Source organism: Shewanella sp. FeAMO (assembly GCF_053653955.1).
On sequence record NZ_CM132201.1, the window covers coordinates 4,322,984 to 4,342,058 of the forward strand.

Sequence of the window (19,075 nt, forward strand, 5' to 3'; positions counted from 1 at the left end):
TCAATCCGGCCCTGTGGCCTTGTTGGTTATTTCCGCTTACCGTCGCCCAGTTGCGGCGGCAAAAATCTATTGTGTGTCTCTACGGGCATGGCGCTGCGCACCCGCGCTAACTCGGCCTTGTCCAAACGCGCCTGCACCCAGCCTGTGCCTTCGGCCTTCTGCGCCAGAATGCGTCCCCAGGGGTCGACTATCATGCTCTGGCCCCAGGTCTCGCGGCTTCCTTGATTATGCTGGCCCCATTGCGCCGCCGCCAGTATAAAACACTGGGTTTCTATCGCCCTGGCTCTGAGCAACACTTCCCAGTGCGCCTCGCCTGTCACCTTGGTAAAGGCCGAGGGCAAGGCGATGATCTCGGCGCCTTGCAAACGCAGCGCCCGAAACAGATCCGGGAAACGCAGATCATAACAAATAGCCAGGCCGATGCGGCCAAAAGGGGTATCCACCACGCTTATCCGCTCACCCGGGCAAAAGGTATCGCTCTCGCGGTATTGGCCTGTACCGTCGGTCACTTCCGCGTCAAACAGATGCAGTTTGTCGTAGTCGCCGAGTACCTGCCCCTGATCATTAAACAGATAACAGCGGCTGTAAACCCGGCCATCGCCACTGGCTACCGGAATAGAGCCGGCCAGCAGGAATACCTGAAACTGGGTGGCAAGTTCGGCCAGCTGCCGTTTGAGCGGACTTTGCCCAGGCTCACCGGCCCAGGCCAACTGCATGCTCTCATGGCCGCCGAACAGCAGGCTGCACTCGGGCAGCACCACGAGTTGGGGTTCATTATCTTGGCGGGGAAGAGTCTCAAGCTGCGAGACGATAAATTGCAGGTTCTGTTCCGGCTCGCGGCAACTCTGACACTGTAGCAGACTGACTTGCATGTTCGACTTCCTGTTTCACTGGCACTTCTGTCTTGGGTTCACTCGGCGATTTGAGCGGCAGCGGCGTGACTTTATCGGCTTGAGGCAAAGGTTTTTCAGCCTCAGCGCCGCCGACCCCCTCTTCAACAGCCCTCTCTTGGTCGCTATTAAGCACTTTGGCTTTGTTGTCCTTGGCTTGATCGCCTTGGCCTGCATCCGTGGCCGCAGGCTCATCGTCCTGCACTTGAGTCTGTCCTTTCCCAGGCGCCGACTTGGGTTGCCGTGGCAGTACAGACTCAGGGATCTCTATCTCTTTGCTCTTTCGCTCCAACTCTTCCAGCTTGGGCTCTGACATGGTGCCGGTCAAGCGGAAACGTATCTCTGAAATAATCTCAATCACGGGTTCCAGCACCTTGGTCAGGGCAAAAGCCCCCAGGCCCATGGTCCAGGCGCTGGTACTGAGCAGCACAACAGTCGGCACGCTGGAGGCCAGTTGCGGCACAAAGCGAATATCATAGTTGAGGCTCTCGGTAACCAGATCGGTATAGCCGCGCACCTTCATGTTACCGGCAATGGCGTCCATCTCGGTATTGGTGGTCTTGAGCACCCCGTTCTCCAGGGTCAGATCGCCGCCAAAGGAGTTGTAATACAGGCCCTTGCCAAACACATCGGTAAAGTCCAGTGACAACTTGCGTAAAAGTGAGTCCAGACTGAACAAGGAGAAGATCCGCGCCCCCTTATCACTGAGCTGTTCGATATGCCCCTTGCCGAGATCGAAACGTACTTTACCGCTGAGACTCTCCAGATTAAACGCCAGCGGCGCCCCCAGCCAGTTGAGCTCGGCCTTGACCTCCAGCGGCGAGTCTTTCACGCCGGGATCCAGTCCCAAGCGAGTAGCCAACAGATCAAATTTATCTCCCTTGAGATTGAGTTCAACCTGGGTCCGGTTGTTACCGTCACGGCTCAGCCATTCACCCTTGCCCTGCAAACTGGCATCCTCGCTGCTGAGCGCCAAGGTCTGGATCTGATAGCCCGTCGCAGACGGGCTAGCTTGCAACAACAAACGCCCCAGCGCCATATCCTGATAGCGGAAATCATCCACCTCCACCGCAAGCGGCGGCAGGTCACTGCCCTGAGGCAGATTGGTTTCAGACTCGGGCTCAGATTGCGCTTTGGAATCGGGCTCAGCCGCTGCTGCCGCTATCGGATTCAGATACAGGCGCGATGCCACCAGCTTCAATCCTTGGCTGTACCAATCCGGGTAGATCTCTACCCGACCGGAAAACTCCGGTGACAGTCCCTCTATCTGCCAGGCATGCTCTCCGGGTCGGGCACTGAGTTGCAACTCGGTAAAACGCTGCCCCAGTAGTTCAAGTTGTTTCACTCTGGCCTCTATCCCCTTAAGTGGTGGGAAGAAAGCCTTGTCGGCTGCAATGCTTGTAGTGCCGGCCGTGCTTTCGGTTTGAGTCTCAGCCTGGGTCTTAGCTTGAGTCAGGGCTTGAACTGCTGTTTGGCTCTCGGCAGCTGCCTTTTTGTCATGATTGCCACCGCCGATAAAGGCGTTGATCAGCGGCTGCCACTGGGCAAAATCCACCTCATCCAGGGCCAGCCGTAAGTGACCATCCTGTTTTTGCAACTGATCGCCGCTGCGATAGAGGCGCCCCAGCAGCAGGTCATAGTGTTTCAGGCCCTTACCTGAGTCGGCATCAAAGCCACCCCAGAATTCGGCCTTATCCCCCAGACGCACGCCCAGGGAGCTGGTCTTGTTGTCACCAAGCAGTTCGGCCTTGAGCGTCAGCGCCTGCCCCGGGGCTTTTTGATAAGGCGGCGGCAGCAGCAACTCTGTCTGCTTGAGATCGGCATTGACATTGGCTTGAATTCGATAGCCTATCTCATCAAAGATCAGCTTCAGACTCCCCTGCCAATCCAACGCGCCCTGATAAAAATCGCTGAGAGGATTGTCCAGCTCGGACGGCAAGTTGGCGAGGTTCCACTGGCCCTTGAGCCTGGCATTGAGCCCCATATTCTGGTTGACCTTGCCGGTATCAAAACCAAACTGCAACGGCTGGCCAAACAGGCTGGCACTCAAGCCTTCGCCCTTGACCACCTCGTTATGAAAACTCACCTTGCCGCTGACCTTATCGAGCAGCACCCCGGGCTCACGGATATAAACCGGCACTCCGGCAAACTGGACTTCACCCAGGATCTGCTCCTCTTCGCCTTCATAGAGCGGAATACTGAGATCCAGCTTGCCACTGACAGGCCCCTGAACCTGCACAACATCCAGGGTGATACCGACACTGTCTTTAAGCGGCGAGCGCTGCAACACCTCAGTAGCATCCTTGCCTTGAGTCGCCAGTTGCGCCTCGACCCGCAGCAGACTCCGGTGATCCATCTTGGGAATATAGACATGGGCGCCATCGGCCGCCACATTCAACAGCTTGCCCTTGTTGACCCAGAGATCCATCCGGGCATTTTCAAACAGCGCCTTGAGGCTTAAATCTGTCACCGCCGGCCAATCCGGCTGGAAGGCATATTCGGCATGGGTCAGATTGAAACCTGCCTGAAATACCCCGGAATGATCCTGATAGGGAAACCCGGCCAACTCACCGTGCCAGACTACGGCGGCATCATCGCTGCGACCGGCCTTGATGGCGCCTTCCAGATAAGCGGCCAGCGACTCACCCATGGCATGGCGCGGGAAATAACGCCCGGCATTGGCGGCGTTGAGCAGTTTGACCCGGGAAGACAGCGCCAGGTGGGGCTTGTCGGCCAGCAGCAAACGCATAGACGCGTCCAGGCTGATGTCGTCATTGCCCAGATGCAGTGCCGGCACCATCAGCGCCTGACTGTCGAGCGAGAAGCCCAGCTCAAAGGCATCGGCGCGAAAACTGAGCGGCGCCTTGAAACCATCGCCAAAGTCCAGTTTATAATCCTGGCTAGGCAAGACTGCACTGAGAAAGTTGTTCCGCCATCCCAGGGAGAGATCGATTGGTGTGCTGCCGGGAATGGACTCGGCAGGCTGCCAGCTAACCCGCTCCAGCGCCACTTTGGCCTGCAGTTCACCGTCCTTGGGGCGATAGATAGCCAGAGGCCCGAGCTTGCCCTGAGGCTTGAGTTGCTGCCAGCTATAAAGGCCTTCCAAAGGCATGCCGGGAATAAGCGGCAACAGCGGCAACAGGCTATCGAGTTGCAATTCATTGAGTTTACCGTAAAGCACCCCGGCGGTTTCCATGGCGTGAAACTCCAGCTTGGGCCAAGGCTTGTCATTGGTTGCCAGTTTGAGCTCACTGCTGTCCAGGCGCCAGCCGTCGGCGATGGGCTGCCAGGCAATCACACCACCATCTATGGCAAATTTCTGCGGCTCATCTCTGAGTGACCAGCGCAGCCAGCTGGGCAACAGCTTGATCACCCCGGATTCCAGGCCGCGGTTGGCAAAGCCGGCCCAGGCCTCCAGGTTGACCACCCCCTCCAGCGGCAACTTGGCCTGTGGGTTATAAGGGTTGGGTTGGCGCGAGGCCCACTTGCCGAGATCCAGCGACTGCGCCTGCAGATAGGCCTGGCCCTTGATGCTGCCAGGCTTGTAGCCATCGCCCTTGAGATCCAGCCTGAGAGTGAGTTGTTCGGTCGCCGTTGCCTGTTCATCCAGGTAGAGAGCGCCGCGGCCCTGGTGCAACTTGCCGCTATTGCGCCAACTGAGGTCCCGCAGATGAATGGGGCGATAATCATGGCTGCTGGACAACAGCTGCACACTGGCATCGCGGATAGAGAAACGGTCCAACTGCTCCAGCAGCAAGGCATAGAGCCAGTCGATATTGGTGGCAGGAGCCGGCTTGCTCACGGCCTCGGCTGCGCCGGTCGATTTCTGCCCCAGATGGTCCAGATCCAGCGCCAATTGCACCCCGTCGAAGATCACGTCTTCCACTTGCGGGCTGGCGGTCATCAGGCTCTGCCAGAAATCCAGTTTGACATCGACCTTGTCGACCATGAGTGTCACCGGCAAACGCTCCTGCGGCGGTAACACCAAGTCCTCAACCGTCAGCGCCGGGCCGAAAGCCTGCCAACGGGCAGCCAGGCTGCCTATCTTGACCTCGACGCCATATTCGCGCTCAACATAGTCGGCCAGTTGCTGCTTGGCTTCATCCAGTTGCGGCAACAGCCCGCGGATGAGACTCACCATCAAGGCGAACAGCACCAAGGTCACGGCCAAGGTGCGCCAGCAATAGCGGCCGAAGGTTCGAGGGCAAAAAGACAGCCGCACTAGACCATCACCACATCATATTTACTCTGCACATACATGGGCTCGCAGTGAATGCGAATACGCTTGCCGATATAGACTTCGAGCTCGGCCACCAGGTGGTTCTCGTCATCTGACAGGCAGGCGTGTACCGCAGGGGCACAGTAAATCAGGAATTCATCGGCATCATAGGTGCGGTTGAGACGGATGATCTCGCGGAAGATCTCAAAGGAGACGGTATCCACTGTCTTCATCGAGCCGGTACCACGGCAGGCAGGACACTCGCCACAAAGTACATGCTCCAGGCTCTCGCGGGTGCGCTTGCGGGTCATCTCCACCAAACCGAGGCCGGAGAAACCTGAGATATTGGTCTTGACCCTATCATTGGCCAACGCCGTGGCCAGGCTGTTGAGCACCCTTTGTTTGTGCTCATCCTGCAGCATATCGATAAAGTCGATAATGATGATGCCGCCCAGATTACGCAGCCGCAGCTGACGGGCAATCGCCTGGGTCGCTTCCAGGTTGGTGTTGAATATGGTTTCTTCGAGGTTACGGTGGCCGACAAAGGCCCCTGTGTTAATGTCCACAGTGGTCATGGCTTCTGTCTGGTCGATGATCAAATAGCCGCCGGATTTGAGTTCCACCTTACGCTCCAGCGCCCGCTGAATCTCATTCTCCACATCGTAGAGATCGAAAATCGGCACCGGGCCACTGTAGTGTTCTATCTTATCGGCAATTTCCGGCATGAACTCCTGGGCGAAATGCAGCAGCTCCTCGAAGGTGTGGCCCGAGTCCACCTGAATGCGATCGAGCTCGGCACCAACAAAGTCCCTGACAATTCGCACCGGCAAGGCCAAGTCCTGATACAACAGCGTGGCCTTGGGCCTTTTGCGCCGTTCTCTGACCTTGGCCCACACCCGCCGCAGGAAAGCAGCATCCTGCGCCAGTTCATCCTCACCTATGCCTTCGGCCGCGGTGCGAATAATAAAGCCGCCGTCATCGTCGACAAAAGGCAGGGTAATTTTCTTCAGCCGCGCCCGCTCCTCTTCGGAGTCTATTCGCTGGGAAACGCCCACATGGCTTGAGCCCGGCATAAACACCAGGTAACGGGAAGGCAGGGTAATGTCTGTGGTCAGCCGCGCGCCTTTGGTGCCAAGGGGGTCTTTGACCACCTGCACCATGATGTCCTGGCCTTGACGCACCAGCTCGGCAATATCACGCACCACGAAGTTGCCCTTTTCCACATCGGCAACACACTCTGTGTGCGGCACTATGTCCGAGGCATGCAGAAAGGCCGCCTTTTCCAGGCCGATATCGACGAATGCCGCCTGCATCCCGGGCAAAACCCGACTGATCTTGCCCTTGTAGATATTGCCCACCAGGCCGCGCTTCATACGCCGCTCGATATGCACTTCCTGCAGGACACCGTGTTCTACCAATGCGACTCGCGCTTCCGTGGGCGTCACATTGATCAGCAGTTCTGACCCCATCTTCCGCGGAGCCTTGCTATTGACTGTGCGACTGGTATTCACGATTTACCCTTGTTGGATGTTAATTCATTGATTTTATCGGCTGGCGGGCGTTAAAGCTGCTAAAAATTCGTCAGTTTGTGTAAGCGAGCTTACAAACAACCGGCCTTGTGCAACAGCGACCGGGTTTCAGCCATGGGCAGGCCCACTACCGCCGAATAACTGCCTTCAATCTTGGCGACAAAGCTGCCACCCAACCCCTGAATGCCATAGGCCCCTGCCTTGTCCATGGGCTCGCCCGAGGCAACATAGGCCTGAATATCGGCATCGCTCAAGTCGCAGAAGTACACCTGGGTGACCACCAGAGCCGCCTCTGTGCGCTTGCCATCGGTCAAGGCCACGGCGGTCATCACCTGATGACTGCGACCACTCAGGCTCTTGAGCATGGCGCAGGCATCGGCCTTGTCCACGGGTTTACCCAAAATTCTATCGCCCAATACCACTATAGTATCTGAGCCCAGCACTAGAGTATCAGACCCTTCCTGATGTTCAGGGTTCCCGCGCCACAGGGCTAAACCAGCTGCCGCCTTCTCTTCGGCCAAGCGGCTGACAAACTGCTCCGGGGTTTCCCCGGCTTGATGACTCTCGTCGATATCGGCGGGCAGGATCTCAAAACCAAAGTTCGGATTTCCCAGCGCCAGCTGTGCCAAAAGCTCGCGGCGTCTGGGGGAGGCAGAGGCCAAAATCAGCGGCATATTAACGTACCTTGTAGTGGCGCCTGATGCGGCGCAGTATCCAGAAGACCCAGGGCCAAATGACCAGGCTGGACAGGGAAGGCAGGAATAGCTCCATGGTGAAATGCGCCCCTGATACCACAAACTGGGCCCAGAAAATAATCAGATGATAGAAGCAGATCAGGCTGGCGATCACCAAAGACTGCTGCCACATGGGGAAGTTACGCAGTTTCTGAAAGTGCAGTACCACCACATAGATCACCAGGGAAATGGCCAGTGCGCGGATCCCCAGGGTAGCCCCCAGTAGAATATCCAGTAGCACCCCCAACACCCAGGCGGTGAGAATATTGTATCTGTGGGGCAGTGCCACGGCCCAATAGATCATCACCAGCACCAACCAATCGGGGCGCCAGGCGCTGAACATTTCCGGTACCGGCATGATCTGCAGCAGCATACCCAGCAGCAGGGTCAGCCATACCGCCAAACGGCCATTGGCATTTTCCAGACTCATGATTCGGCTCCACTGTTGGCGTCGGTTGCAGCCGGCTCTTGTGACTCAGGCTTGGTGCCGGGATGGTCTTCAGGCCAGATAAGCAGCAGATAACGGATTCGGTCCAGCGCCGCCAGCGGCTGCGCCGTGACCTTGAGGTAACTCTGGCCATCGTCCCGGGAAACCGAAATCACCCGCGCCACCGGATAACCTTCCGGGAAGCGGTTGCCCAGCCCGGAAGTCACCAGCAGATCGCCAACCTTGATGTCGGTACTCTTGGCCACGTGTCTGAGTTCTATCTCATCGAGCTCGCCTATGCCGTTGGCTATCAGGCGCACATCGTTGCGGGTAATACGCACCGGCAAGCCGTGTTTGGGGTCGGAGAGCAGCAACACCCTGGCGGTGAGTTCGCTGACCTGCACCACTTGGCCGACAACCCCCTGGGCATCCACCACGGGCTGACCGACAAACACGCCGTTGCGGCTGCCGTGGTTGATCACCACATAGTGATGGAAGGGGTCGCTGGCTACTTCCATCACCTCGGCCACCATCTTGCGCGAGTCCATATGCACGGGCGAGCCCAGCAGTTCACGCAAGCGTTGGTTTTCCTGGCGCAGGTGTTCAAAACGCTGCAGTCTTTCACTCATCAGCAGTTGCTGGCGCAAGAGTTCTTTGTTTTGCTGCTCCAGCATGTCACGGGTCGCCAGACTCTGGGCAGACCAATCCAGCAGCTCACCGGGCACATTGGCCAGGTACTGTAGAGGGCTCAGTAAGGATGCCAGCGACTGTCTCGCAGGTTCGAGACGATCATTGGCAACTAGCAGGATCACCGACATGACCACTGCCAGAGTCAACCTGAACTGATTTGAAATACCGCGAACAAAAATAGGCTTCATAGAAAAGCTAAGGCGGTAAGATACCGCCTGTGCTGGAAAGTATTAGTTTTCTTCTGAGAACAGGTCACCGCCGTGCATATCGATCATCTCCAGTGCTTTACCGCCGCCGCGGGCCACACAGGTAAGCGGATCTTCGGCGACCATTACAGGGATCCCGGTTTCCTGCATCAGCAGACGGTCCAGATCCCGCAGCAAGGCACCACCACCTGTGAGCACCATACCGCGCTCAGAGATGTCGGACGCCAACTCCGGAGGCGACTGCTCCAGTGCGACCATCACGGCACTGACAATGCCCGACAGCGGCTCTTGCAGCGCTTCGAGTATCTCATTGCTGTTCAGGGTAAAGCTTCTCGGTACCCCTTCGGCCAGATTACGGCCGCGCACTTCAATCTCCAGTACTTCATCGCCTGGATAAGCCGTGCCGATTGTGTGCTTGATGCGTTCGGCTGTGGCTTCACCAATCAGGCTGCCGTAGTTGCGGCGCACATAGTTGATGATGGCATCGTCAAACTTGTCACCACCGATACGTACGGAAGAGGAGTAAACCACGCCGTTGAGCGAGATAATGGCCACTTCAGTGGTACCACCACCTATATCCACCACCATGGAGCCTGTGGCTTCGGAAACCGGCAGGCCGGCCCCTATGGCGGCTGCCATTGGCTCTTCAATCAGGTAAACCTCACGGGCGCCGGCGCCCATCGCTGACTCCTTGATCGCGCGGCGTTCAACCTGAGTGGCACCTACAGGCACACACACGAGTACCCTAGGGCTTGGGCGGAAAAAGCTGTTGTTGTGCACTTGCTTGATAAAGTGCTGCAGCATCTTCTCGGTCACGTAGAAGTCGGCGATAACCCCATCTTTCATTGGGCGGATGGCCTGAATATTGCCGGGGGTACGTCCCAGCATCTGCTTCGCCTCAGTACCGACTGCGGCCACGGATTTCTGCCCAGAGCTGCTTCGTTCGCCACGGATGGCGACCACGGAAGGCTCATTCAATACAATGCCTTCTTCACGAACATAAATGAGAGTGTTAGCTGTACCCAAATCGATCGACAGATCGTTAGAAAAAATGCCACGCAGCTTCTTGAACATGTAACTAGCCTGTATTCTGTGGAGTCAGAAGAAATGAAAATCAGCTAACTTTATCAATGCCTCCGGCATTCCACAAGACTCGCGGGGTTAACATTCGCTAATCCGTGAGGGTTTTTAGCATATATCTGTAAAAGCTGTCGGAATGCGCTGAGATAAAGTTGCCAAAAGCTTGGATCATGCCAATCCCTTGACATGATTTGTGTGCTTATTAAGCAAAAAGGGTTTGCACCAGCATAAAGAGTCCGGCAGACAAAACTATGGTCATAGGCAATGTCAGTACCCAGGTTAACAGGATCTGTTTGATAGTATTTTTTTGCAGCCCAGAGCCGTTAGCTACCATGGTGCCGGCCACGGCCGAAGACAGGATATGGGTGGTGGATACCGGCATGCCTGTCATACTGGCGATACCGATAGAACCGGCGGCGGTCAACTGCGCGGCGATACCCTGACTGTAGGTCATGCCACCGTTACCGATTTTCTCGCCAACCGTGTGCACAATCCGGCGCCAGCCCACCATGGTGCCGCAACCCAGAGCCAGGGCAACGGCTACTATGACCCATAGCGGCGCATATTCGGTCATGGCGTTAAGCTGACCACGCCAGTGCTTCAATTGAGTAGCCTCGGCTCCTGGCAAGGGCTGCTTGGCCAACTTACGAGTGCTGTCATCGATACAAAGGATCAACTGCCTGGCTTGCCGGCGCTGTTCCTGGGTCAACTCTGTTACTGTACTCCCTTGTTCAAGGAGCCTATCCAGGCTCTGCATCGAAGCTATGGCCGAGTCCTGACAGCGACTGTCGGCGGCGTGCTCACCCAGATTAGCCACCAGTTGCGGGTTGCGCTCATACAGAGCCATGATGCGCCGGTTGGCATCCTGAGTCCTGTCCATATCGAAACTCTGGCTGTTCAAGTCCAGGGCAAAATAACCCGGCGCCATGCAGATAAGTACCAACATCACCAGGCCTATGCCCTTCTGACCGTCGTTGGAGCCATGGGCGAAACTGACCCCCATGGCTGAGGCTATCAAGGTAATACGGGCCCAAAATGGCGGATGCTTCTTGCCATTGACCGCCACCTGCTCCGCCGGAGTGCGATGCAGTTTGGGCTTACGCCAGATACGTTTCATCACCAACAGCAAAATCGCCGCCAGAATAAAGCCCAGGGTTGGAGACAAGAGCAAGGAGAGCATGATATCTATCGCCTTGCCGGTATTGACTCCATCCAGCGGCGATTGGCCGTTGAGCCAGGCATAGGCACCACCGACACCCATGATGGAGCCGATCAGAGTGTGGGAGCTGGAGGCGGGAATACCGAAGAACCAGGTACCCAGGTTCCAGACGATGGCAGAAAACAGCAGGGAGAACACCAGCAACAGGCCTTGGGAGGAGTCCATGTCCAACAAGAGCCCGACCGGCAGAAGATGCACTATGGCGTACGCCACACCGAGCCCCCCCAGCAACACCCCGGCAAAGTTGAACAGCGCCGAGGCCAGCACTGCACCTCTGGCCGGCATGGCATTGGTATAAATCACAGTGGCTACCGCATTGGCGGTGTCGTGGAAGCCATTGATAAACTCGTATGCCAACACAAAAAGTACAGCCAGGATCAGTCCCAAAGACCAGATCCCCCCCAAACCCGCAAGCGCTTCCAACATAATTTAATCAGCCAAATACAGCAGAGGCTGTCGATTATGCTCAATGTGAGTTGAAGACAAAGTTAAATTATCTACATCTTGGCGCTTTAGTGATTTGCTTCACACTGTTGTTATTCGGCTTCAGTTAACTTCCCGCCAACTGATGATCCTGTCGTTGCCGCGATAACGGCCAAAGAAGGCGCTGGCTCTGGGGTCGCTAAGTGTGCCGTCGTTGAGGCCATTCCAATTCCAGTACCACTGCAACCATTCAGGCGTCTTGAGCGGCGCCGTCACCTTGCCGCGATAGCCGGAGCTTCCGAGCGCACGCCACAAGAGTTCAAACTCGCCGCCAAAGGCTGTGACTGTGTTGCCGCCGCTGGCGGAGCGGCTAATACTCTGCCCGGCGCTGAGCGCAGGTTCATAGTGGTAACCCAGGGTGAGTTGATCCTGTTGATATTCAAGTGGCGTGTTGAACACACTGCAGTTATCCAGCTCGTTCAAACGCCAGCCACTGCCATCCCAATACTCTGTCCTCGCCGCCATGCTCAAAATTTGGGTTTCCGGGCCAAAGGTATTGTCCAACAGCAAACGCCCATGGCGCATCTTTTGGCTACCAAGACGCACGGCGCTGCAGCTGCCTGCCACAGAGCAGTCACCGCTGAAATCGCTTTGCATATTGCTGTCCAGCAGCTCGGCAATCTTGTCCGGATCCTGAATTTCCAGGCCTATATCCAAAAGCGGGAAAGGCCCGTCTGTTGCAACCGGGTCCTTGCGGGCAAACTTGAGTTGCCCTTGGAACTCAGCCAGGCCATCCACCCAGGTATCTGAAGTAATCTCGCCCCCCGAAACCCGGCTGTCCAACGCCACTCCGTCGAATTGATTGGCTGCCTGATAATGACTGTAAGCCTTGGCAAAATCACCGACATAATTTTGAGTCACTTGCCTATCCAGTGCCAAAGCGCTGACTTTATAACTGACTTCAAATGGCTGATCCATGTAACTGAAACCATTACAGGCCGGCAGCAAACTAGGTTCATCGACTCGGAAAAAGGCCGGCACAAAACGCCCGACGGGCATTATGGTTTTGCCGCTCGGCCCCTGCCAATAAGCGCTGCCCACCAGACTCGGGAAGGCCACACTGCCCTCGTAGGGCAAAGGCGCTGTGACGCCGAATTCAAACACCCCAACCTCACTGACCGCCTGAGCGAGCCGGTTATTCTCAGGCGTTTGCTGGCGAAAATGATCATACTGCTGCAGCTGCAGTTTACCGGGTTGACCTGAAGCCGGTGCAATCAGCTTATGCCATAAAGAGAGACCTGCCTGCTGATAGGAAGGTGTGGTGAGGTTTTTACAGAAATCGGCATTACCATTATCCGCCCAGGCTTTGGCACTGATGCTGAGTGGGAAATTTTCCTGCGCTCGCCGAAAAGGCGCACAGGAGGCATCCGCGGCCTGGCAGTATTGCTCTACCTCGACACAGAATCCCAACGGGAAGCTGACAAAATCATCAGCGCCATGCATCACCAGCCCGGCATCCCCTTCGCTGGTCGTTCCTCTATAGAGGGTATTTAGCTCGACCCGACCGGCATCGGCATAATTGATATCGATTCGGCTTTGGCCTTGACTGTCGAAGGCCAAGGTCAGCGGTGTGGCGGCAGCTTGATTGCTGCCTATATCCTGCCAGCTCAGGGCGCCTGTCGGTTTCAGTTGCACCTTGGGTGAACCGACAACTGCCGACAGCGCCTCACTCCAGAACGAAAGCGTCTTGTTGGTACTGGCAAAGGCCGGTACACACTGGGCTGTGCCGTCCGACTTAATAGCCTTAACAAGCACTCCTGTCTCTGGCTTGTTGGCCAGCTTATCTGCCACATCAAAAATGAAACCACTATCGGCAAAACTCAGGCGACAGGCGGCCGTACTCAAGGGACCGCTGCCACTTCGGCAAAGGGTGTCACTGCCTGGGCGGGTGGCCGGTGTCGAGGAGGAAACCCCCAGTGTCAGCGGCGTTTGATCAAACTTTTGCAGTTGAATTTGGGTACTGCCACCGTTGAAAGTCACCGAACTTGCCGGCAACCAACGGCCGTTACTGACGGGGTTAGGGCTCAGATTGGCGGTGACAGTACCAGTGAAGAGCTCTGAGCAGCTGGCATTTTTACAGGCCCTCAAGGTGATGGGTTCGGCACGACAGGTAAAAGGCACGCTGCTGTAATCAAACTCAAAATGATGAACCTGCTCACCCACGGCCTTGGAGTCCAAAGCACAAACCTGGAAATTGTCTATCTCATGGTTGTTGTTGGAACCGCCGGTAGAGCCGGTGAGCGACAGGTAAAAATCTGTCGGCACACTCCCTTGGCCAATAAAACTCCGGGCATTGAATGGGCTAACCAGAGTTTGGTAACCGGCACCTGTATCCCGCTCAACAGACACCATGGCCATGTTGGCCTGGCGGGAATCTACAGTAATCTTATACCTGTGCCCAGGAGCGGGGTAATAGCTGCTACGCACATCTATCTTGGGATAAATATTGGCAACTGTACCTGTCAGGTATCGATAGGAACCGGCCTGAGCGCCCCGAATAGACACGGCTTGACGGCGAAAGCCCGGGCCACCGACACGCCCTTCTGTGGGGTTGGAAAAGTTGCCGTATTCATCCAGTGCCACCCCCAACCAGCCACCGGCAAAACCCGGGGTACCATCATTACGCTGGGCATAACCCAAGGCGCCACCAAAACTGCCCGGCTGTGGCGTCACGGCCGCATCAGAAAGGATCACCGCCACACCATCACCGCCGGTACCACTCTGGGGCGACCAGGCGTAATAATCAAATTCAACTGTTACCAGGTTGCCTTCGGCCGGAAATAAGCGCTGATAGGTACTGGAGGTTGCCTGATTGCCTCGGGCAGGAGTCAAACGCAGACGCCCACCCACTATGCTGGGCGGCACTGAATTGCCCAGCACCTTGATGGCCCAATCATCTGCCGATAGGGAAGCCGAACTGAAGTCATCGCTGAAACACCCCAGCACTGGCGTTTGGTCATTACTGCACATGCCGCCAAAATCGGCGTCTTCGACTGCACCGAGATCGATATCCACATCCGAGTTACCGGTAACATCCAAGGCACCGCCGGAAGCCAGGGCGCCGTCCAGCGATGAGCCGCCCGCTATTTTGACCGAGCCAGCCACATAAAGGATGGCATTCACTGTGTTTTGACCTGTGATATCCAATGAGCCACGCACATAGATGATCAGGTTTTCCGGTTTCCCCCCTGGGTTCAGGGTCGCCTTATTGAGAGTTAGACTATCGAAATAGAGCCTGGTAGTGGTCGTAGTGGGATACAGATAACTGCCATGGAAAAAATAACCATAGTTAAAGTTAAAATCACCGGCAGCCAATGACTGATTGCAGTAGCGTGAATTGCCTGGGCAGTAGAGTCCACCAAGGCTAGGCGGCAGATTGGCAGGCGGTACAAAGCCATCATTGGCGTGATTGCCCGTAGGCGGGTCGGTAAATATATCACTGCACTGAGGCACAGCCAGTGCCAGCGCAGGCAGGCCGCCAAGCAATATCCCGAGCAAGAGTAATATGCGACTATTCACGGGCTTCCACCTCCACAACCCGGCTCACTCTCAGGCATTGACTGTCATCTGCCGCGCCCACACCACAACTGCCGCTCTCGCATACAGCCGTGCTGCGGATACGATACAACTTGGCACTGCCCGGGCTGGTGTCCTGGCTCAAAGTCTCGCAACTGAGCTGTACATTGCAGCCGTGAAACCCGGTCACATCCGGCGCTGTCCAGCTTGAGCCCACGGCGGCGCAGCCGGCAGTGCCGCCGCTTAAGGGAAACAGCCTGGCCAGGGCCGCATCGGCGCCGCTGTTGGCAGCGTTGAGCGCCCTTAAGCCCCAGACTTCCAGGTTGACGCTTTCATCGGCGTCGCCGCCAACCCGCAACAGAGTCACCGCCAACAGCGACATCACCAATATTACAAAGATGGCTATCACCAAGGCGCTGCCGCCCTGATGCTTTTGCGCATAACAGTGATAATTTCGACTAGGGAACATTGATCACCTGCACTTGATGTTGATACTGAAAATGCTCTCCGACGACCGAGAACTCTGGCCGCAATTGCACTATGGCGTTGTTGACCAGAGTGGCAGGCAACAGCTGCACCGCCGGGTTGGTGGCAATATCATTGCTCAAGCCTTCGGCCATCAAGGCTCCAGAGCCCATAGTATCGGGCAGAGGTTGACCGGCATGATAACCATAGTTGCTATAACGGCGAATGCTGCCATCCACCGAAGAAAAGCAGTAGCTGACAGGTTGCCCGGCCACATAAAAACGCTTCGCCGGTGAGGCTTCGGCAAAATTAACCGCAGCGGCAAACTGCAAGGTCAGCTGTGAGCCATTGAGCACCACCTTATCTATGGCGTGGCGCTTGTTGCTGCCACTGCCATAAATCTCCGCATTGGTCAGCGGGTATACCAATAGCTGTTCACCGGCCGAAATAGCCGTTGCCGGCGCAAACACTGTGGCATTGTCCGCCTGGACATCCGGCGCCAGTGGCAATGACAGATAGCTGCCGCTGGCACTGATGGGCAGAAACTCCAAACACTGCAGCTGAGAGCTGGACTGCAACCTGAGACTGGAAGGCACGGCATTACGCAGCTCCCGGCTCAGTCGCTCCATCACGAAACGACTGCTGCCCAGCACTCTGTCGACGGCGGTAGAATCCACAAAAATACGGGTACCAAAGATAATAAAGCTGCTGACACCCACCACCAGAATCCCCAGGATAAGGATCACTGTGACCAACTCCACCAAGGTAAAGCCCTTGGCGAAACCTTGTCCTTTGATCTGTATGAATCTCTTACCCTGCCTGCTGCGCATCAGAAATTACTCCTCAGCACGTCGTAACGGATAGCCTCGCCCGCAGGGGTAGTTACCGTGACAGTCACCAACTTGCTGTTGGCTTGATACTGGGATACCTGGACGCTGAGACTGTACCCAGGGTAGTGACTCAGGTAACTCAGGCTGGAATTAAGCATCAGGCTCTGCTCGTTAAGGCCATGGTAATCGTCGATATCGTCAAACTGATCCCGACTCTCACCATCCGGGCCATAATCGCTAACCTGGGTACAACTGACACCGCCCAAACCGTCACAGGCGGGTAGACCACCGTTGGCGCCGCTATGCTCATCATAACGCTTGCCCCAGATTTCATTGATCACAGCCTGAGCCAACTCGGCGCTGCGCACTCTATGCAGGGTCTGCGCCGCGTGATCGCTTTGGGGAAACAGCACACTGGTCAACAGCACCAGGGCGATACCGAGCACCAACATGCCGATCACCAGCTCTATCAGGGTGAATCCCCGCGCTTCAGCCCTCATGGATATAGCCCTCGGACTCTATGGCGATAGTCAGGGTTTCATCGGCGACCACAGAGAGGCAGGCGCCACTGCAGGCAAGGTTGGTGCGGCCCAAAGCATCGAACTGGATCTGAAAACTGTCAGCACCGTTACTTTGAAGCAGTATCCGGGTATTACGCGGCAGACTTTCGGCGCTATTGTTGCGGATGACGCTCGTACAGTCCTGGGTCAAATGGCTGAGTTGATAAGCGCCGCTGCTGATGGAGAGCCGATAGCAACGGTCGGGATTATTGAGTGCCAACATCTGAGTCTTTTGCAACTCGGCAATCAATTCCTGTCGCAGCGTCCAGGCGCTGTAACTGCTGGAGGATACCAATTTTGGCAGCACCACGACGGAAAGTATGGCCAGCAACATGATAGTCACTACCAACTCCACCAGAGTAAATCCCCGGGTGCCTGTCCCCTTGGTCACAGCCATATGATTTCCCGCCAATTCCATACTCAGTCAAGTATGGCAAATAAGCCCAATAGTTTGAATCCTGACGTAAAAAAGGCCTGCTTGGCAGGCCTTTTCAGCTACAGGCTATTAGCAGTTGGTATCCACGATCTCATATACGGGCAATGAGTTACTGGTAGCTTCCGAATACTCAACAAAGCATTTATAGGTGTCTGAAGGCGTTGTTCCCTTGCGATAAATGATCACATCAGCAGCACTGACATTGGCTGCGCTGGGAGCTGCGATAACCCAGTCCCCGCTGGAGGTGGTATCTGCTTCCAGAATTTTGAGAATATTGGTTGCATCAGCCTTCACATACCCATATACAGCAGTGATATCCGCACTACCATCCCCTGTAAGATCAACATTGTCACCATTGCTACCGTCGTCTTTTTCTTTACCTTGAATAGCAGCTTTCGAATAGAGCAAGGAATTACCGCCCTGTAACGCTGCTTTCATACCAGAAAGAGTTGACTTGGTTGCATCAGATTGCAGATTCAAAAACTTAGGCGCTGCAGTGACAGCCAGTATCCCCAAAATGATAATCACCACCACTAATTCAATCAGCGTAAAACCCTGTTGTTTTTTCATTTTCTATTCCTTTCAAATTAGCAATCTGTACCAGTTACCACATACTGTGGCAACGAAGTTGCTGTGGCTGGGGTATAGTTAATACGACAGGCCTCACTGCCTTTCTTACCCTTAGGGACAATAATGAAAGAAGTGTCACTAACATAGATCACCCCAAAGTCTTCAGTTGCAACGGTATCTGTTCCGGTAATAGCCTCGAAAGTATTGTCCATAGCTTTTTCCAGATTGGTTTTCACTGTGGTGGAATTGGCCGCACTGTCCAAATATCCATAATCCACAGTAACACTAATATCACTGTTACCGCTCTTTCCAATGACAACACTCTCACCCGTAGTTTTACCTTGACGGGCAATAACAGCCTTGGAATACACCATGGCATTGGCCCCCTGAAGTGCCGCCTTCATTCCCTGAAGGGTAGACACCCTGGCATCGGATTGCAGATTGATAAACTTGGGCGCAGCGACCACCGCCAGAATACCGAGAATTATGATCACCACCACCAGTTCAATCAGGGTGAAACCTTGTTGCCTTTGCATAGCGCTTTCCTTTAGTTCAAAAAATTCAATTCAATCAGTTGCTGAAACTCAATACCTGGCCGGTACCCGGGTTATAGGTAATTCCCTTGGCGCCTGTGGTGTTGAGATCCGGAGCCGGTGTCGCCACCCCTGAGCTTTGATTCAGCACCAGAGATGCCACCTGATGGTAGACGCAGAGATCCAGCCCGGTTACCACAGTGCCGTCAATGGCTGTAGCGCTTGCACCTGCTCCTTCCAAGGCCCTGACGGTATAGCGTTGATCTCTGGCATCGGCACTGTAAAGCACATTCTTGGGTGCACTCTGCAGCACGGTATTGAACACTTGCTGGCAACTGGCATCATCCATGGAAGTGGCCGAGGTATTGCCAGTACCGGTCGGATAGCCGAAGCGGGTATCCAGAGACACTGTCGTACCATCAAGGATCACCGAGTTGTTACGGCGACCATCGACCTCCCATTGGGAGCGCACAAAACTGACTGCAGTGGCGAGGCCACCTGTTACACCTTCGAGACTGGCATCCTCGGCATCATCTGTCACATTCAAAAAACGCGGAATAGCGGTTGCAGCCAGCAGGCCCAGGATCACTATCACTATCACCAGCTCGATTAACGAGAAGCCTTGCATCTGTCGTTTCATCTAGGTTTCCTCCACCTGTTCGCCACTGATTTTAGCAGTTCCGTTAAG

General features: G+C 55.5%; 16 protein-coding genes. All 16 read right to left on the bottom strand.

What is annotated here, in order from left to right; translation table 11 throughout:
• Positions 1–26 precede the first annotated feature (26 nt).
• On the bottom strand, positions 27–872 hold the full coding sequence (locus ACWAU4_RS19375; RefSeq protein WP_028781337.1) for a carbon-nitrogen hydrolase family protein: 846 nt from the start codon (positions 870–872) through the stop codon (positions 27–29).
• The gene (locus ACWAU4_RS19380; RefSeq protein ID WP_454290353.1) at positions 796–5,112 is read right to left on the bottom strand and encodes a YhdP family protein; all 4,317 of its coding nucleotides are present in this window, start codon (positions 5,110–5,112) and stop codon (positions 796–798) included. Before ACWAU4_RS19380 ends, ACWAU4_RS19375 begins: the two co-directional genes overlap by 77 nt.
• The gene (gene rng, locus ACWAU4_RS19385) at positions 5,112–6,578 is read right to left on the bottom strand and encodes a ribonuclease G (protein WP_454290354.1); all 1,467 of its coding nucleotides are present in this window, start codon (positions 6,576–6,578) and stop codon (positions 5,112–5,114) included. The genes ACWAU4_RS19380 and rng overlap by 1 nt, the downstream gene beginning before the upstream one ends.
• Positions 6,579–6,709: 131 nt before the next feature.
• On the bottom strand, positions 6,710–7,312 hold the full coding sequence (locus ACWAU4_RS19390) for a Maf family protein (protein ID WP_025011857.1): 603 nt from the start codon (positions 7,310–7,312) through the stop codon (positions 6,710–6,712).
• Between the two features lies 1 nt (position 7,313).
• Positions 7,314–7,802: a rod shape-determining protein MreD gene (gene mreD, locus ACWAU4_RS19395; RefSeq protein WP_025011856.1), complete on the bottom strand. Its 489-nt coding sequence runs from the start codon at positions 7,800–7,802 to the stop codon at positions 7,314–7,316.
• Positions 7,799–8,677 carry a rod shape-determining protein MreC gene (mreC, locus tag ACWAU4_RS19400; protein ID WP_208134971.1) on the bottom strand — a complete coding sequence of 293 codons (879 nt, stop codon included), beginning with the start codon at positions 8,675–8,677 and terminating at the stop codon, positions 7,799–7,801. Before mreC ends, mreD begins: the two co-directional genes overlap by 4 nt.
• 42 nt (positions 8,678–8,719) lie before the next feature.
• Positions 8,720–9,769, bottom strand: coding sequence for a rod shape-determining protein (locus ACWAU4_RS19405; RefSeq protein ID WP_025011854.1), 1,050 nt, complete (start codon positions 9,767–9,769; stop codon positions 8,720–8,722).
• Positions 9,770–9,977: 208 nt separating this feature from the next.
• Positions 9,978–11,420, bottom strand: coding sequence for an inorganic phosphate transporter (locus ACWAU4_RS19410; protein ID WP_454290355.1), 1,443 nt, complete (start codon positions 11,418–11,420; stop codon positions 9,978–9,980).
• 120 nt (positions 11,421–11,540) lie between these two features.
• On the bottom strand, positions 11,541–14,996 hold the full coding sequence (locus tag ACWAU4_RS19415) for a DUF6701 domain-containing protein (RefSeq protein WP_107005197.1): 3,456 nt from the start codon (positions 14,994–14,996) through the stop codon (positions 11,541–11,543).
• On the bottom strand, positions 14,989–15,462 hold the full coding sequence (locus ACWAU4_RS19420) for a hypothetical protein (RefSeq protein WP_025011851.1): 474 nt from the start codon (positions 15,460–15,462) through the stop codon (positions 14,989–14,991). The genes ACWAU4_RS19415 and ACWAU4_RS19420 overlap by 8 nt, the downstream gene beginning before the upstream one ends.
• Positions 15,452–16,288 (bottom strand): PilW family protein, encoded by an 837-nt coding sequence (locus tag ACWAU4_RS19425; protein WP_096141121.1) that lies wholly within the window; start codon positions 16,286–16,288, stop codon positions 15,452–15,454. Before ACWAU4_RS19425 ends, ACWAU4_RS19420 begins: the two co-directional genes overlap by 11 nt.
• Positions 16,288–16,788, bottom strand: coding sequence for a type IV pilus modification PilV family protein (locus ACWAU4_RS19430; protein ID WP_045282604.1), 501 nt, complete (start codon positions 16,786–16,788; stop codon positions 16,288–16,290). The genes ACWAU4_RS19425 and ACWAU4_RS19430 overlap by 1 nt, the downstream gene beginning before the upstream one ends.
• Positions 16,778–17,245 (bottom strand): pilus assembly FimT family protein, encoded by a 468-nt coding sequence (locus tag ACWAU4_RS19435; protein WP_044735296.1) that lies wholly within the window; start codon positions 17,243–17,245, stop codon positions 16,778–16,780. The genes ACWAU4_RS19430 and ACWAU4_RS19435 overlap by 11 nt, the downstream gene beginning before the upstream one ends.
• 108 nt (positions 17,246–17,353) lie before the next feature.
• Complete coding sequence (locus tag ACWAU4_RS19440; RefSeq protein WP_045282603.1) at positions 17,354–17,854, bottom strand: type II secretion system protein; 501 nt, start codon at positions 17,852–17,854, stop codon at positions 17,354–17,356.
• 17 nt (positions 17,855–17,871) lie between these two features.
• The gene (locus ACWAU4_RS19445) at positions 17,872–18,390 is read right to left on the bottom strand and encodes a type II secretion system protein (RefSeq protein WP_454290356.1); all 519 of its coding nucleotides are present in this window, start codon (positions 18,388–18,390) and stop codon (positions 17,872–17,874) included.
• A gap of 34 nt (positions 18,391–18,424) precedes the next feature.
• Positions 18,425–19,027: a pilus assembly FimT family protein gene (locus tag ACWAU4_RS19450; RefSeq protein WP_044735297.1), complete on the bottom strand. Its 603-nt coding sequence runs from the start codon at positions 19,025–19,027 to the stop codon at positions 18,425–18,427.
• Between the last annotated feature and the right edge of the window lie 48 nt (positions 19,028–19,075).